This is a genomic window from Paenibacillus sp. FW104-T2, assembly GCF_058789975.1.
The window spans coordinates 220,399-236,678 of record NZ_JBYTCE010000006.1; the positions used below are offsets into that span (position 1 = coordinate 220,399).

Annotated in this window: 12 protein-coding genes and 1 riboswitch; of the genes, 1 reads left to right on the forward strand and 11 read right to left on the reverse strand. The window is 48.9% G+C overall.

All coding sequences use genetic code 11. The features are described 5' to 3' along the window. Positions 1–366: 366 nt before the first annotated feature. The 4 genes from phnE (AC3WQ3_RS10395) to AC3WQ3_RS10410 form a co-directional block, all read right to left on the reverse strand. Positions 367–1,173, reverse strand: a complete 807-nt coding sequence (gene phnE / locus AC3WQ3_RS10395) for a phosphonate ABC transporter, permease protein PhnE (protein WP_127538513.1) — start codon at positions 1,171–1,173, stop codon at positions 367–369. After that, on the reverse strand, positions 1,170–2,024 hold the full coding sequence (phnE, locus tag AC3WQ3_RS10400) for a phosphonate ABC transporter, permease protein PhnE (RefSeq protein WP_492472203.1): 855 nt from the start codon (positions 2,022–2,024) through the stop codon (positions 1,170–1,172). Before phnE (AC3WQ3_RS10400) ends, phnE (AC3WQ3_RS10395) begins: the two co-directional genes overlap by 4 nt. Continuing rightward, positions 2,021–2,818 (reverse strand): phosphonate ABC transporter ATP-binding protein, encoded by a 798-nt coding sequence (gene phnC, locus AC3WQ3_RS10405; protein ID WP_492472204.1) that lies wholly within the window; start codon positions 2,816–2,818, stop codon positions 2,021–2,023. Before phnC ends, phnE (AC3WQ3_RS10400) begins: the two co-directional genes overlap by 4 nt. Before the next feature lie 176 nt (positions 2,819–2,994). Next, complete coding sequence (locus tag AC3WQ3_RS10410; RefSeq protein ID WP_183522456.1) at positions 2,995–3,981, reverse strand: phosphate/phosphite/phosphonate ABC transporter substrate-binding protein; 987 nt, start codon at positions 3,979–3,981, stop codon at positions 2,995–2,997. 252 nt (positions 3,982–4,233) lie between these two features. Here AC3WQ3_RS10410 and AC3WQ3_RS10415 point away from each other — a divergent pair, with 252 nt between their 5' ends. Further along, positions 4,234–5,841 (forward strand): bifunctional metallophosphatase/5'-nucleotidase, encoded by a 1,608-nt coding sequence (locus tag AC3WQ3_RS10415; protein ID WP_492472205.1) that lies wholly within the window; start codon positions 4,234–4,236, stop codon positions 5,839–5,841. A 55-nt stretch (positions 5,842–5,896) separates the two neighbouring features. Here AC3WQ3_RS10415 and AC3WQ3_RS10420 read toward each other — a convergent pair whose 3' ends face one another. From AC3WQ3_RS10420 to AC3WQ3_RS10450, 7 genes are all read right to left on the reverse strand, one after another. Next, positions 5,897–6,205, reverse strand: a complete 309-nt coding sequence (locus AC3WQ3_RS10420; protein WP_336781305.1) for a hypothetical protein — start codon at positions 6,203–6,205, stop codon at positions 5,897–5,899. 53 nt (positions 6,206–6,258) lie between these two features. Further along, a complete protein-coding gene (locus AC3WQ3_RS10425) occupies positions 6,259–6,573 on the reverse strand; it encodes a hypothetical protein (protein WP_336781306.1) in 315 nt (104 codons plus the stop codon). Between the two features lie 263 nt (positions 6,574–6,836). After that, on the reverse strand, positions 6,837–8,678 hold the full coding sequence (locus AC3WQ3_RS10430) for an ABC transporter ATP-binding protein (protein WP_492472206.1): 1,842 nt from the start codon (positions 8,676–8,678) through the stop codon (positions 6,837–6,839). Continuing rightward, positions 8,659–10,431, reverse strand: a complete 1,773-nt coding sequence (locus AC3WQ3_RS10435) for an ABC transporter ATP-binding protein (RefSeq protein ID WP_492472207.1) — start codon at positions 10,429–10,431, stop codon at positions 8,659–8,661. The genes AC3WQ3_RS10430 and AC3WQ3_RS10435 overlap by 20 nt, the downstream gene beginning before the upstream one ends. A gap of 249 nt (positions 10,432–10,680) precedes the next feature. After that, positions 10,681–11,490, reverse strand: coding sequence for a transglutaminase-like domain-containing protein (locus tag AC3WQ3_RS10440; RefSeq protein WP_492472208.1), 810 nt, complete (start codon positions 11,488–11,490; stop codon positions 10,681–10,683). 15 nt (positions 11,491–11,505) lie between these two features. Then, positions 11,506–11,589: riboswitch (cyclic di-GMP riboswitch) on the reverse strand. Positions 11,590–11,774: 185 nt separating this feature from the next. Further along, the gene (locus AC3WQ3_RS10445; RefSeq protein ID WP_492472209.1) at positions 11,775–12,470 is read right to left on the reverse strand and encodes a class D sortase; all 696 of its coding nucleotides are present in this window, start codon (positions 12,468–12,470) and stop codon (positions 11,775–11,777) included. Between the two features lie 3 nt (positions 12,471–12,473). Beyond that, positions 12,474–16,241 carry a collagen binding domain-containing protein gene (locus AC3WQ3_RS10450; RefSeq protein WP_492472210.1) on the reverse strand — a complete coding sequence of 1,256 codons (3,768 nt, stop codon included), beginning with the start codon at positions 16,239–16,241 and terminating at the stop codon, positions 12,474–12,476. Positions 16,242–16,280: the final 39 nt, after the last annotated feature.

A 16,280-nucleotide genomic window follows, 5' to 3' on the forward strand; every position in this document is an offset into this window, starting at 1 on the left:
AATTACAAAATCTAACGAACCTCAACGTCGCTATCTAGCTGGATTTCGATTGTACGAGAGTTAAAACAGACTAAATTGAATAAATAGCGTCACCACGATTCGTTAGAATTCCATGGATTCCTTATGAGGCAAAGTAAGGCTTCTCAGGTTCGCGGCCTTTATAGAGTACTAATAAATGGCTTTATTTCTTTTCTTCTCATTTAGGGCCAGTGAATTTAAAACCAACAGAAAAAGACTACCTCTTGCCACTACATCCGGCACAAGATAGCCCTTTTCCATATTGCTTCATTCTTTTATCCAATCCTATATTCAGTCTCTATTCTATTTAATATGCTTTATCTTCTTCTTATTCCTATTCTAGCCCCTTTACACCAGCTTCTTCCGGATATACCCCGAGATCAGGTCAATGATCGTGATCATCACGATGATCCCCAGCAGAATAATCCCTACTCGCGGCCAGTTCCGCGTGCTGAGTGCAAAGATCAGTGGTGTACCAATTCCCCCTGCCCCAATAACACCCAGAATGGTTGCAGAACGTACGTTAATCTCGAAGCGATACAACGTGTAGTTGAGGAATCCAGGCAATACTTGCGGCAGCACGGCAAACCACAGCTGCTGCATACGAGTCGCTCCCGAAGCGAGCAATGCTTCTGAAGGGCCATAATCGATATTTTCCACTTCATCAGCAAATAGTTTACCCAGCATCCCGATGGAATGCAGTCCAAGTGCAAGTACACCCGCAAAGGAACCCGGCCCTACAGCCTTGATAAACAGCAAAGCCATAATGATCTCGGGAAAGGTACGGATGAAGCTCAGCACCATTTTCCCTGCACCCGATATGCCGCGGAAACGGCTCATGTTTCTGGCAGACCAGAAAGCAAACGGAATACAAAGCACGGCCGAAATAACGGTTCCCAGGATCGAGATCGCCAGCGTGTCCAGCAATCCTCGCAGCAAATCTTCACCTTCCGGCAAATAGACAAAGTCCCAGTCAGGCGAGAAAATCCCGGCGATGATCGCCTTCATAATCTGTCCGGCTGTTTCCTTGAAGCCGGTAAACGGTACGCCTGCCAGTGCCCAGGCATATACCAGGATGAGCAGCAGAACAATGACCCAGCGAAGCGGGTTCTTTCGAGGTTTGCGCCGGATGACGCTCGTTTCATTTTTCATCATAACAATTTCTCCCGCAGCTTAGTACTTACATAATCGATGATCAGGACGATCGCAAGGGTAAAGAGAATGATCACGCTCGTTTTGTCATACTCCAGGAATCCAAGTGTTGCTTCATAATAAAGCCCGATACCTCCCGCACCGACCAATCCAAGTATGGCAGCCGCGCGCACATTGATCTCAAAGGCATACAGGACATAGGACGTAAACTGAGCAGCCAGCTGTGGCACCACGCCATAAACGATCAGCTGAATCCGGTTCATGCCGACAGCGGTCATCGCTTCCAGCGGCCCCTGGTCAATCGTTTCCAGCGTTTCATAGGTCAGCTTGGCAATCAGTCCGACGGAGAATACGGCAAGTGCCAGAATACCCGGGATTGGGCCGAGACCGAATACAGCAACAAACAGTGCAGCGAGCAGCAGATCGGGCACGGTACGAATCAGGTTCAGTACAAACCGGGCCGGATAGTAGATCCAGCGGCTTGGCATCAGGTTGCCTGCACAAATTATTGAAATCGGAATGGCAATAATTGCGCCGATGGTGGTGCCAATCAGAGCCATACGAATGGTCTCCAGCATGCCCTGAACAATGTTATCGAAATAGGTCCATCTCGGTGGAAACATGTCCTTCAGCAGATCCCACATGTTAGGGAATCCTTCGATCAGCTCGCTGAAGCTCGCATCCGTCTGTTTGGCACTGGCCCACAGCAGCAGCAAGATGATAACTAGCGTGAGCAGATGTTTGGTGCGGCCGGGTGGCTTGGGACGATTAACAACCTGCCCTGGGCCGGAACCGGGTTCCTTCCCTGCCCCCGTCAGTGGTGTATGAAGTGAAGCGCCAGACTGCCCCTTCATACCAGTACTTCTCCCTGCTCGGGTACAGCCTGTTTGTCCAACAATTCATCTGCGAGAATCGGTCTGCCATAGATCTCCGCAAAACGCTCATCTGTTGCCTCTTCCACAGGACCGTCAAACACCACTTCACCTGCACGCAAACCAACAATACGTGTCGCATACTCTCTAGCCAGATCAATAAAGTGAAGGTTAACGATGGTCGTAATGCCGAGATCCTGATTAATGCGTTTCAAGTCATCCATCACTTGCTTCGTGGTGAGCGGGTCTAGTGAGGCAACCGGTTCATCTGCCAAAATGATTTTCGCTTCCTGTGCGAGTACGCGGGCAATGGCCACCCGCTGCTGCTGTCCGCCGGACAGCTGATCTGCACGGGAATAAGCCTTCTCTGCAATGTTCACGCGTTCGAGCGCTTCGAATGCAAGTTCCGTATCTTCTTTGGGAAAACGCCCTATAATGGTACGCATCGTGGAATGATAACCGACGCGGCCCGCCAGAACGTTACGAAGGACACTCGAGCGTTTAACCAGGTTAAAGCTCTGGAAGATCATCCCGATATCCCGGCGAATCATGCGCAATCTCTTGCCCTGTGCCTTCGTGATAGAACTGCCGTTAATCAAAATCTCTCCTTCACTGATATCATGTAGACGATTGATGGAACGCAGCAGCGTGGATTTACCTGCACCGGACAAGCCTACAACCGCAATGAATTCACCCTGCTTAAAGGTAAGATTGATATTATTCAGGCCTTTGGTGCCATTGGCGTACGTTTTGGTTACGTTGCGAAGCTCAATCATGACATTAATCCTTCTTTCATTAATAGAGTTCTATTTCGTTGCATGCAGTAACGGGACAAGCCAGCGCAGCGTATATCACGCTGAACTGGCCTGTCCGCACTGCGAATACATCTGTAACATCCATTAGAAACGAATGACACTATCTACATATTTCAAATGTCTACTTGTGTCAAAGACTACTCGGTTTTTACTTTTTCGCCGTATTGACGAACGATTTCAAACTTGCTGTCATCAGACTCTACATAACCTTCATGCGTATAGATTTCCTTGATGATTTCATGACCTTCCGGATCTGTACCGATGTCAATGAACGCCTGTTTGATTTTGCTTGTCCAGTCCGCATTCATATCTGTACGTACAGCGATCGTATCGTTAGGAATCGGCTCTGTGAACGCCAGTACACGTGTATCTTCGAATACCGTTGGGTAGTCTTTGGAAACCGTGTTACGTGCATCTTGGAAAATGGCAGCTGCATCAACGTCACCGTTCAGTACAGCAATAACACCTTGGTCATGACCTTTTACCGTTACAGGAGTTACATCTTTCAATGGGTCAATGCCTCTATCGAGCAGCAAACCTGCAGGCCATACATAACCTGCGGAAGAAGTTACGTTTTGGTAAGCGATCTTTTTGCCTTTCAGCTCTTCAATGGATTGAATCGGCGAATCTTTTTTCACGATAAACATGGATTTATAGGAATCAGCCAGTTCTTCCGTTGGAGCACCTGTCTCATCATTTACGCCAAAACGTTGTGCCTGGAGAATAACCTGTGCTGCACCTTTTTCTTTTGCCAGTACATAAGCCGTTGGTGGCAGGAAGCCCACGTCTACTTTATTGGAAGCCATCGCTTCGATGATTGTGTTGTAGTCAGTGGATACGCTGACTTTTACCGGAATGCCCAGTTTGTCGCCCAGCAATTTCTCAAGCGGTTTTGCTTTGGCTTCAAGCGTGTCTGCATTCTGGGATGGAACGAACTGTACAGTCAACTCGGTTGGTACATACCCTTCGGCTTCTTTGTCTGTTTCTGCCGTTTCGGTAGATGCACCGGAAGCATTGGAGCTCGAATTCGTCTCGTTAGCCGAACCCGTTGTACTGCTAGACCCACAAGCACTTAGAAACAGAACCAAAATCAACAATGGTAAAAATAAAGCGGACTTCTTCAAGCGAACACCCTCCAAAGAGTTTCTATTTTTCAATACTTGTCTACTATAATTGGCAAATATTTGCGCGATGTGAAACGAAATTTGGAGTTTTGTAAAGTTTCCTGTCAGGCTGTCAGACGAAGTTTCATCTGTTAGAATAGGCTCATTATGGTTGAAGATATAGGTACAGAGGCTGATCTTCACTCGTTAATCATTGGCAAAACAGCCTGTGATTCCATATATTCATATTTATATATTAGAGGAGATTGTAAAATGACATCCGTAACCCGCACGTCTAACTTCGACATCCTGTTCACCAGTGATCTTCACGGGGCCATCCGTCCCATTCATTACAATACCAATGCTTACCGTCCGGCAGGACTAGCTCTGCTCGCTTCGCTGATTCGCAAGGAGCGTGAACGATCACCCGAACTCATGCTGGTGGATAACGGCGATTTGCTGCAAGGCTCTCCCTTGGCGTCCTATGCTGCTTCCTTCGATACGGCGGGTAGCCATGTTCATCCCTTCGTCACGGTTCTGAATGAACTGGGCTATGATGCTGCTGTAATGGGCAATCATGAATTTAACTATGGTCAGGAGTTGCTGCGCGGAGCCGTTGATGCCTCCCAATTCCCATGGTTGTCCGCCAATATTGTAAGCAGCGAACAGCCGGATGTACCCGCGTATGGTCCTCCTTATCTCATCAAGGCATTATCTTCGGGTGTGAAAGTAGCTCTGCTTGGTGCAACCACTCACTATATCCCGAACTGGGAGCATCCTAAGAATATCGAAGGCTTGCAGTTCCTTGACGCATTGGAGACCATTCAGAAATGGGTTGCCTACATTCACGAGCATGAACGGCCGGACGTAATGGTCGTCAGCTATCATGGCGGGTTTGAGTGTGATCTGGAGACGGGTGAGCCTGCTGAGCGGTTAACCGGAGAAAACCAGGGTTATGCCATCTGCCGTGACATCGAAGGCATTGATGTACTTCTTACAGGGCATCAGCATCGTCAGCTTACCGCCGAGATTCATGGCGTGACCGTCATTCAGCCGGGTTTCAGCGGCAGCGGTGCAGGACAGGTATCCGTTCAGTTAGCACAGCATTCAGATGGTATGTGGAAGATTACGGGAAAAGAAGCTCGTTTGCTGCTTCTGGATGAGAACAGCCATGTACAGCCGGATGCTGTTGTCATGGAGCTCACGGAAGACTTGGAAGCCGCAGCTCAGGCATGGCTCGACCAGCCGATTGGCGAAGTAGCCGGGGACTTGTCCATCAACGATGTCACTGCTCTACGGCTCTCGTCCCATCCCTTTATTGCCTTTGTACATCAGGTACAGATGGAAGCAACCGGGGCCGAAATTTCCAATACGGCACTGCTCAGTGAAGAAGCCCGCGGCTTCGGACGTCGCATTACGGTGAGGGATGTGTTATCCAACTTTATATACCCCAATACATTGACTGTATTGGAGTTAAGCGGTCAGGACATCCGGGATGCGCTGGAGCAAACGGCACGTTATTTTGAAGTGGATGCTTCCGGTAAAGTGGTAGTTAATCCAGCGTATATGACCCCGAAACCACAGCATTACAACTACGATATGTGGGCAGGCATCGAATATGAGCTGGATATATCAAAGCCTGTGGGGAATCGTGTAGTCCGACTGGAACGTGAAGATAAACCGCTTGGGATGAAGGATACGTATTCCGTGGTGATGAACAGTTACCGTGCGGCAGGTGGCGGAGATTACGCCATGTATCCTGGCAAAAAGGTACTACATGAAGGCGCCACAGATATGGCGGCATTGGTTGAGGATCATATCCGCAGACATCAACCTCTGAAAGTGGAACAGGTAAATAATTGGCGTGTAATCGGCGGATAGTCAAAAAAGGCAGAACCTTCGCGTATGAAGGTTCTGCCTTTCCAATTTGTTTAACCTATATCAGGGAGGAAGCAAGCGCAGCAAGCAGCAGGACCGCCACCCAAACCAGTACCAAATTCGCCATTATTAATGCAGCTTTGAACTTATAGTTCTTATAGAACGCCCAGCAAGTGAATGATGCAAGGACGGGAACCGGATACGTAGCCAGCACCCCTGCGGCAATGTACTCCAGTATGTAATCATCTGTGTTGCTGCTGGCAAACATATAAAAGCTGATAAACAGCATATAGGGATAGGCTACCAGAGTAATCAAATTGATTGCGTTGATGGATAAAAGCCAGTATGCTACGGTACGATTTTTCACAATTAACGACCTCCCGGAAACACAATCTCATTTCATTGGATTCTAGCTATGACCTAAAACGAAACAATACTGGAGGCAATGCCGACTAATATGATTGCCGCAACCCAGAACAACAATAAATTACCGACAACCAGGGCCCATTTGAATTTGCGTACATGATAAAAAATCCAACAGCTGAGTGACAAGAGAACAGCCACAGGATATGAAGCCATAATATAGACGGTTATATAGTTGGATACATAGTCATGCGAAGTCGGCGCATCAAACATAAACACACAAAGCATCAGCACCACCGGGTATCCAAGCAAAGTGATTAGATAGACCGCATTGAAAAAGAAGAGCGAGTAAGCAACTTTTGCATTCTTCATCCAACAAGTACCTCCTGAAAAATATCTCGTTCCAGTATATCCCTAAGATGACATATCGTCACGGATGTATTTTCCAGAAAATTCAATACGGTCTTCTGTATATATTTTCCATCTTCGCCCTTAGCAGGCTCTGCGCCGCGCTTTTCCACACCTTTGACAAATCGGCAAAGAGCAGGGAATGCAAGGCTTCATGCCCCTACTCCCTGCTCTTTCTCTGTAATAATAAAATATCTACTATGGTATGAACCCCTGTCCCATAGACTTTATTGTGCTTTCTTACGCAGCTGGCTGTAATACAGTTCACTGTAAAAGCCGCCCTGCTCCAACAGCACATCATGCGAGCCTTGTTCCAGCAGCTGCCCGTCCTTCAGCACCAGAATCCGGTCTGCCTGCCGTATGGTGTTCAGCCTGTGAGCAATGACGAAGCTGGTACGTCCCTGCATCAGCCGCTGCAGCCCTTCTTGGATCTTGATCTCTGTAACGGTATCAATGCTGCTGGTCGCCTCATCCAATACCAGAATGGACGGATCAGCCAAAATTGCCCGGGCAATGGCAAGCAGCTGTTTCTGTCCCTGACTTATGCCGCTCCCGTCTGCCTGAAGCACTTTGTCATACCCATCCTTCATACGCATAATGAATGAGTGAGCATTGGCCAGTCTTGAAGCTTCCTCCACTTCTTCATCTGTAGCATCCAGACGGCCAAAACGGATATTCTCCCGTATGGTCCCTTGGAACAGAAATGAATCCTGAAGAACAAAAGCCATGTGGGAGCGCAAGTTTTCACGCCGAATGGTCGTAATGTCCCGTCCATCAACCGTCAACATTCCCGCTGTCGGATCATAGAAGCGGGACAACAGCTGAATCAAGGTTGTTTTCCCGGCTCCCGTCGGCCCCACGAGGGCAATCATCTCACCCGGCTTCGCCTCGAAGCTGATCTCATGCAAAATGTTGCGTCCCTCATCATATCCGAAGGAAACCCGATCGAAGCGCACGGCTCCTTCCACCTTGTTCAGAGAAACCGCAGCACCTTCATCCTTCGCTTCCTCATCCTCGTCCAACACTTCAAACACTCGCTCCGCTCCTGCAATCGCGGACAATAGTGTGTTCCACTGGTTCGCCAGGTCATTGAGCGGACGAGTGAACTGACGAGCATACTCCACGAAGATGATAATGACCCCAACGGTAACCGTACCCTGGATGGCCAAAATACCACCGATCCCTGCAACGATAGCAAAGCTCAGGTTGTTCAATCCATTCATCAGTTTGGGGATAAAACCGGAAATGGTCTGCGCCCAAAAACCGGATACCCGGATTCGGGTATTCCGCTCTTCGAATCCGCGAATCACCCGCTCCTCCTGGGAGAAGGCTTTGATGATTCGTTGTCCGGACAAGGTCTCCTCAATATACCCGTTAAGTTCACCCAGATTACGCTGACGTTCTTTGAAAAGCGGTCCGGTTCGACGTGTAATCCAGCGCATGCCAATCGCCATCAGCGGTACGACGATAAATGTCAGCAAGGTCAGCAATGGACTTAACCAGAGCATCACGCCAAACGTTCCCAGCAGCGTCAACACACTGGAGAAAATCTGAATGGCCGAGCTGTTCAGCGTACCGCTGACATTCTCGATGTCATTCGTAACCCGGCTCATGATCTCACCCTGCTGACGTTTGCCGAAGAATGGAATCGGCAGCTTATGCAGATGGGAGAACAGATCGTAACGCATCCGGAAAATGGTCTCCTGAGCAATCTCGATCATCCATATATTTTGCAGCCAGGATGTGAGCGAGAACAGCACATACACCGCAGCAAGACCCAGCAGAAACATCATCCAGCTGGAGCTTATCGCTTCTCCATCCATATAATTGTCCACGGCCACACCGACCATGTACGGACCAAGCAACGCCAGTGCGGAACTGGCGAATACCATCAGCAGCACCAGCGTCAGCTTCACTTTGCGGCGGGCCAGATATGTCCAGATCCGGCCCAGTGTACCGGACCAGTTCTTGGCCCGTGCCTTCGGCTTACGACCTCCCCCTGCTTTTAGGGCTTCGGGGTCCAGTGGCGGCGGAGGCTGACGGAAAGGTTCAATGAACGCTTTGAACATGCGGTGTACCCTCCCCGTATTGTGATCCATAGATTCGGCGATACAGCTCGGACGAATCCATCAGGTCTTCGTGTTTTCCCTGTCCAATCAACCGTCCATCGTCCAGCAGCAAAATCAGATCCGCAGAGGTCGTTGAGCTGATCTTCTGGGTGATGATAAAGGTTGTACATGACAGCTCTTCCAGCGCATCCAGCAGCCTGGCTTCGGTTGCCACATCGAGTGCACTGGTGCTGTCATCCAAAATCAGAATGCTCGGACGTCTGATCAATGCGCGTGCAATGGACAGACGCTGCTTCTGACCACCGGACAAGTTCACCCCGCGCTGACCCAGCTGGGTATCATACCCATTCGGAAGCTTCTCAATCGTGTCATGAATCTGGGCGCGCTTCGCGGCTTCCTTGATCTCTTCCAGCGTTGCGTCCTCCCGTCCCCAGGCAATGTTATCCCGCACAGAGCCCGTGAAGAGAACCACCTCCTGCGGCACGTAACCGATTGCACCCCGCAATGTAGGTATGGACAGTTGGTCTGCATCCCTGCCATCAATGAACACCTTGCCCTGATCCTCGGTATACAACCTTGGAATCAGCTGTACGAGTGAGGATTTACCTGATCCTGTCGCTCCCATGATGGCGATGCGCTCCCCTCGTTTGGCGGAAAACGTAATATCCTCCAAAACCGTAATATCACTGTTCGGATAGCTGAATCCTACACCCCGAAATTCAACGGCACCTTGAACAGGGTTAGCTCGTTTAACCTTCTCGCCAGTCACGGAATTTTGTGCTGAAGTTGTATTCTGAACAGTCTCCGAACCATCCTCCGTATCAAACACCTCATTAAGCCGCTGTGCCGAGGCACTGGCTCGGGAGAAGGTCACCAGAATCCAGGACAGGGCAGACATGGCCCCAATGGTGCGAAGCAAATAATTGATGACCGCGACCACTTCACCAACGCTTGCGCTGCCGGTGGAGATGTCACGTCGTCCAAACCAGAGGACGGCGATGATGCAGCCATTCATCATGAGCAGCATGAATGGCATTGTGGTTTCCGTCAGGCGCAGCGCGGAGATTGTACCCTTCATCAGCTTGCCGCTGAATCCGGCAAAGCGCTCGATCTCATGGCCCATCCGGACGAAGACACGGATGAGCCGGATGCCTGTCAGATTTTCCTGGATGACACCGTTGACGGCATCCAGTCTGCGCTGCACATTGCGGAACAGCAGCGCGGCCTTTTTGATCATCCAAACGACAAATACGAGCAGTACAGGCACCATCACCACAAGCAGCAGCCCGAGCCTTGGATTCACGATAACAGCCATAATCATGCTTCCGATAACCACCAGCGGCACACGGGTCATGAATCGCAAACTCATGAATACCGTATCCTGCACCTGGGTCACGTCCCCGGTTAATCGGGTAATCAGCGATGACGTGGCGAATCGGTTAAATACGGCGTAAGAGAACGCTTGCACTTTGTCATACAGCTTCTCCCTCAGGTCATATCCGAACCCCAGACTCGCATGCGACGCAAAAAACGAACTGGCAATCCCGGCAGCAAATGCCACAACGGCACTACCTACGAGCACACCGCCCCACAACCAAACCACGGACAGATCACCTTGCTGGATCCCGTTGTCAATGATTTTGGAGATCAGGTAAGGCTGAGCCAGTTCCACCGCCAGCTCAATCAGCATCATGACCAGTGCTGCGATCGCGGCAACCCGATACTTCTTCAAGTAGTACAACAGCTTGATCATTACCATTCCTCCGGCACCGGAGGGCTAGATTACCGTGACTCATTTTTTTGGTCTACGCAGCCAGCTCCGTTATTCTCTTTCGTTAACTCTATGTAAAATTTCACGTACCCAATACGATTATTATATCGCATTTTCCACGATCAAATCGTTAATATCTTCATTCCTTCTCATTATTAACCTGAAATGGACATGAGGATATCCATCGAGGACAAAAAAACCTGGGGCAGCGGCCCAGGTTTTAGAGTGTGACTAGTACACTTTAGCCACTTTATATTTGGAAGAATCCTTAATCATGGTATATCCCATTTTGCTTTTATGCCACGCTGCATCCACGGTAGTATCGATGATGACCCATTTCTGATTCAGATAGACTTCATTCCATGCATGGTAGGTGTCCACATATGCGCTGGTTCCCATATCCAGCTTGGCTGGAATGCCGACACTGCGCACCATCCCGGCAAAAAGGGATGAGTAGCCATAACATATGGCTTTTTTAGAAGCGATTGTACCATCCATGTCTGGCAAATACCCGTCCCCAGGAAGGCTGACTGCCAGCTGTTTATCATAGCTTACGGTGCTGATTACATAATTATAGATCGCCTGAACCTTTTCGGCGTCCGTTTTTTTGCCTTTGGTCAGCTCTTTGGCTTTGGCAGCTGCCTGTTTGGAGTTTGACCAGTTCACATTCTGAACGGAATTCAGATACACGCGATTGGAATCGGCCATCTGCAGATGTACTGTTTCCTGTCTGACCACCTGATATTGCTTACCGCTGGTTTGCTCTAGCAAGGTAATGGTGTATGTGCCATCTCCCATCTGAAGCGGGAAAGCGTCTCTATTTTGGCCTGAGATGAGATTGTATGTATAACTCTTCTGCCCTCTTTGTACCTGAAGCTTGGTTTTGATCTGCGGGTTCACTTCATAAGTTACACGAACAATCCCTTTATTTACATCCGATATATCCAACCAATTCTCCAGCTCTGCATAAGCACTGCCTGCACTCAAGAGTTGTCCGGTGAAAACAACAAAAATAATAAGCATCGTCATGAGCTTACGCATGACTTGTTAACTCCCTTCGGTAGCCAGGCTGCCACGCATGATGCGGAAGGCCCTTTAGCTTTGCGTCGCTGCCTTTCGACAGGTTTGCCTTTATCGGTTGAAGTTCATGTCCGAGCATTCACTTCCTAATTGTATATATCGGATTCTTCATTCCGACTGCTTAATAGATTTTTATGTTTGAAACATGTATGAGTCATTGTTATACATCTATCAGCCGCCCATGAGCTGTAAAACACATAAAAAAACAGCTGAACCCTAAGGTTCAGCTGTTCCTATCAACCATATTATTTCATAATTTTGGCCTGCACAATCAGGCGGTGTGTTGGATTGATTAATGGATCACATGTAATGAGTGTAAGCAGGCGATCATCACCTTCGTCCTGAAGGACAGACAGATCGGTAGGCTCTACCACCTTAATTTGGATAATCTCATACCGGTATTGTTCACCCTGCGTACGAATCAGTACTTCATCGCCAAGCTTCACTTCATTCAGTCGGTTGAACAATCGGCCTTTTGCATGTGCCCGGTGGGCTGCAATGGCTGCATTTCCCGGCTGGCCCAGCGAGGCTGTCTCCGACATGTGAACGGCAGCGTGTTTCATATTCTGCTGGGTTGCCCCCTCAAGAATTGGTAGTTCCACCTCGATATCTCTAATCTCAATGATTCCAATGGCTTCCTCATTGGAGGTGGCAGCTTTTTTCTCAGAAGGATGAACAACCGTGACTTGCCCGGACGTTTGTTCACTCTCGGATGTATGTTCAAGCAATTTTGTTAGATTGGCATAATCATTAGCGATTCCCTGATCCGTCTGATCCGTTGTCTTGGATTGGTCCGTGGTTGTGGTTCCCTTATCGGAAACCTGTTGTTCGGCTTCCATCAACAGCTGACTTGTCTGTCTATCTGCATGCCACTCACTAAGCTGTGGATACAGTATTACAACTACGCCCAACAACATAAGTACATATCCAAGTTTCCGCATCGTCTAGGCCTTTCTTCTGAACAACAAGCAGCTGCCAAGCAGCAATAGAATTGCGCCACCTACATAAAATGGCAGCTTGCTGTTCTCTCCCGTTTGTGGCAGCATGGCCGGCTGGCCTCTATCGGGTTGATGAGGTTGGATTCCCACAGTGGGAATCCCCTGCGGGATTGGGGCATCCTCAATCTCCACTGGTGGCTGCTGCGTAGGACGCTCCGGTGTTTCCGGTATATCCGGTTCTTCACTTCCTGGTATCCCTTCATCAGATGGCACCGGGTCTGGATCAATCCCGCCAAGTGGAATATCCTCATCTTCAATGATCACTGGAATCGGGTTTACAGGAACCGGTATGTCAGGCGTACCAACCTCTGTTGGAGTCTGAGGATCTGGATCCACTGGCGTGCCCGATTCTACTGGTGGTTGCGGATCTGGATCCACTGGTGTGCCCGGTTCTACTGGCGGCTGCGGATCTGGATCCACCTGCGGCTCCTCTTTCTTTTTATTGCTCACAATCATTTGCTTCATATGATCGGTTCTTCGAATACTCGAATCAATCCGGACATCCACCCGGGCCTCACCGATATCGTAGCCTTCAGGAGCTGTAAGCTCCTCCAGCACATAATCATCATATAACAGCTTGCTGAACACGACTTTTCCCTCTGCATCGGTCGTTTCAATCATTGGCGCACGTTTCTCCGCCTTGTCATACAGAGCAAATGTTGCACCTTCCAGCTTCCGTTCAGGGTCATCCTCATCTACCTTAGTTACGACAAGGCTTCCCGTTACGCCGTTACCTGTACCGCTTCCCGAGGAAGTACGAACGGTGATCGCTTGTTCTGTTTCACGTTTTTCCGTTGTTAGACGTTCTCCGTCCATACGTACTTTGTTAGTGACCTTGGATTTGTCTGCTGCAGAGATAAAGGTTTGATATTCCAAAACATATGCAGAAGAAATTCCCGATATAAACGTTAACTCGAAGCTCTGATTCCCCGCATCATCCTTATTCAATTTCAACGTATAATCCCGATCCCGGACTAACTCGTTATCTCTGGATATTTCACCTCCGGGTGTGACTTTGGTTGAATAGAGATGGAAGGAATCACTCATCAGGATCTGATTACTGCTTGGCTCATCGATAATTCGCGCATTGGAAACGGTCGACTGACCCTCGTTAATGTTCAGTTTCCAGTCTATTTTATTGCCATTCTGTACTCCACTTTTCGTGACATATACCCCACCATGCGGAATAGTCAGGGTTGCAGCCCACTCGGCAACCTTGGTTCCATTACTGAACACAAGCGCTTTATTTTTCACTTGCGAAGTCAACAGCTGCCCTTCCATCGATGTTCTGAACGTAATCCAGTAAGGGCTGTTAACTGGTTCCGCGAATTGAATCCGCAGCTCATTGCCGTTATCCGCGGATGGTTGAATGATGGTATAGCGATCGGGAGATATTTCGGTTCCCTTGCCTGCTCCATTCCAGGTGCCGGATAACGTCATCTCATAAACTTTTACAGATTCCGGAATAAACATCTGCCCCTGCTGCAGCACATCGCGAACTTCGGCCTGGCTCCATAATTTTTGGTTGTAATTCATCAGTATGTCCCAGGTGATCTCTTTCGTGCTGGCATTATACGATCCGCGTTTCGCTCCATTATCCTTGGTCAGATTATCGGGCCAGAATCTGGCGTCAGCCTCCGCGGTACGAGACTCATTATTCTGAATCCATTCCAGGTTGGCCTTGTTCCAGAATTCAGGCTTCATCTTATTGATCTTCCAATCACTGTTGTACGCTGTTTTGTATGTGATGACATACGTAGTGTTCAGCGTCATGGACGGATTCATGCGAAGGATAAACCCGCTTCTGTTGCCGTCCTTACCTGCAACTACGGTGAAGTCCTGTGGCGATTGCAGTTTGCTTTTGCCATCCAGACTTACCATCTTCACACTGTCTGGCAGCCATTCTAATCCGCCATTTGGAAACGAATCTCGCAGCACAACCTGCTCCATCGGATATTTGTCGCTATTTAAGGTCACCTTCCATGTAACGGTTTTGTCTCTAAAGTTGGCTTCAGCAACTTCTTTCTTCACAACGCCGCTCCGCAGAACCTGCTCTGCTTGAGCAGAACCGCCGTCCGTAGTGATTTGATTTATGATCTTTTCATTTTCATATACACGACTGGATGCCTTGGTTTGATATTTGATGGTGTAAGACGAATCCAGTTCTGAATTGAACTGAAGATCGAACCCGTTCTTTTGATTCTCATCCTGCACACGCTTCACCGAATATGCAGCCCCATCGACTGCCTCGTTACCTGTTCCTTTGTATACTTTCAACGATTCGGGGATTAATTCCTGAGATAGGTTGAATCGGTCACTTACCTTGGCACTCGCCTGCGGTATATGTAGATTCCCCATATTGTATCCAATTGTCCATGAGATGGTTTGACTGACCGGGTCGTACTTCGCCACGCTTTTGGTCAATAACGCTCCTCGTTGTACCTTAACCGTCGCGCTCGCTGATGTCTCTTCCATATCCTCGCCTATCAGCACAGCCGTATTCGTATACTGTGACGATTGATCCGTCATCTGTGTGGCATATTCGATACGATAGGCGCTGTTAATCATGTCATCATTGAAACGGATCTGGAAACCCTGGTTTTCCTCAAGCACTTCCACGGTATAACGGCCCGCATCTACTGGTTGCCCAGTCACTGTGGCACCGTCCCCGTTGACCAGAAGCTCGTATACCCGAATCGATTCATTCTGAAGCTGAAGGCCCGGTGGCGTTGGATCGGTAATGACTGCACCACCGAATGAATCCAAACCCTTGTTCATATCCAACGTCCACGTAATAACATTCGGAATGGTCGTATCCACTCGCCCTTTCTTCTCCAGTGCCGGAGCAGCCGGCGGAGCTATTCGGATGACCACCGTCTGTTCTCCGCTTGTAATCGGCGTAACCATTGTAATCTCCGTGCTTCCTTTTACAATATCGGTACTTAACTCCGTTTGAATCTGCAGCGTCCCCGTCACGTTCGAGTGGTTTTCCACATAATCGTTAAACGTAAGCACCACACTCCCCTGCCGGTCGACGGTAAAGCGTCCAACCTCTTCCTCCCCGCCTTCCAATGCCAACGGCTCATCTATATCCGTATAGATGACAAACTGCTCCGGAAGCCTGAAGGTGAATGTGTCTCCTGCTCTATAGGTATTGTTAGGCAGTGCCCAATCATACCTGAGCTGAAGCGTCTCATCGGCCTGTATGCGTTGATTCGGATTCGATGAACTGTCGATGACTGTTCCAGCTGCATCCAATAGGGATACTCTGGTCAAAATATTCCCTTTGGGAGCAGATGCCTCTTCCCCAGCATCTGATATCTTCTCTTCTTCACTGGCAGCCGGGGTGGCTGCTTCTGCTTCCGGATCATCCGGCTGCTCCGTTAGCACTTCCGCTCGTGATTCCTCTTTTTGCTCCTCACCGGACTGCTGCTCCTGTTGCGAACCTTCTTCTTGTACAGACTTGGGCTGCTCTCCTTCTTGTTGTTTGGACTCTGTTACAGGACTTGGCGAGGAGATATCCCCCTCAGCACCATCAGATGCTTCCGACGTTTTCGAGGAAGATTCATCTGTGTTAACTGCACGTTCTGCATCAGGCATCTGTCCTGATTCTACTGAATCCACTGCCGCTTCAACCTGCGGAACAGTTACTCCAAAAAAGGTGTGCATAATGAGCAACAGCGTAATCATAATCATCGTTAATTTTCTTTTCATCGTTCGGCAGGTCTCCTAGTTATGTATTTTTTGGTATTT

Excerpts from the sequence above, each read along its gene's own strand:
- phnE (WP_127538513.1), bottom strand. The coding sequence starts at position 1,173 with ATGATGAAAAATGAAACGAGCGTCATCCGGCGCAAACCTCGAAAGAAC.
- phnE (WP_492472203.1), bottom strand. The coding sequence starts at position 2,024 with ATGAAGGGGCAGTCTGGCGCTTCACTTCATACACCACTGACGGGGGCA.
- phnC (WP_492472204.1), bottom strand. The coding sequence starts at position 2,818 with ATGATTGAGCTTCGCAACGTAACCAAAACGTACGCCAATGGCACCAAA.
- AC3WQ3_RS10415 (WP_492472205.1), top strand. The coding sequence starts at position 4,234 with ATGACATCCGTAACCCGCACGTCTAACTTCGACATCCTGTTCACCAGT.
- AC3WQ3_RS10425 (WP_336781306.1), bottom strand. The coding sequence starts at position 6,573 with ATGAAGAATGCAAAAGTTGCTTACTCGCTCTTCTTTTTCAATGCGGTC.
- AC3WQ3_RS10430 (WP_492472206.1), bottom strand. The coding sequence starts at position 8,678 with ATGTTCAAAGCGTTCATTGAACCTTTCCGTCAGCCTCCGCCGCCACTG.
- AC3WQ3_RS10435 (WP_492472207.1), bottom strand. The coding sequence starts at position 10,431 with ATGATCAAGCTGTTGTACTACTTGAAGAAGTATCGGGTTGCCGCGATC.
- AC3WQ3_RS10440 (WP_492472208.1), bottom strand. The coding sequence starts at position 11,490 with ATGCGTAAGCTCATGACGATGCTTATTATTTTTGTTGTTTTCACCGGA.
- AC3WQ3_RS10445 (WP_492472209.1), bottom strand. The coding sequence starts at position 12,470 with ATGCGGAAACTTGGATATGTACTTATGTTGTTGGGCGTAGTTGTAATA.
- AC3WQ3_RS10450 (WP_492472210.1), bottom strand. The coding sequence starts at position 16,241 with ATGAAAAGAAAATTAACGATGATTATGATTACGCTGTTGCTCATTATG.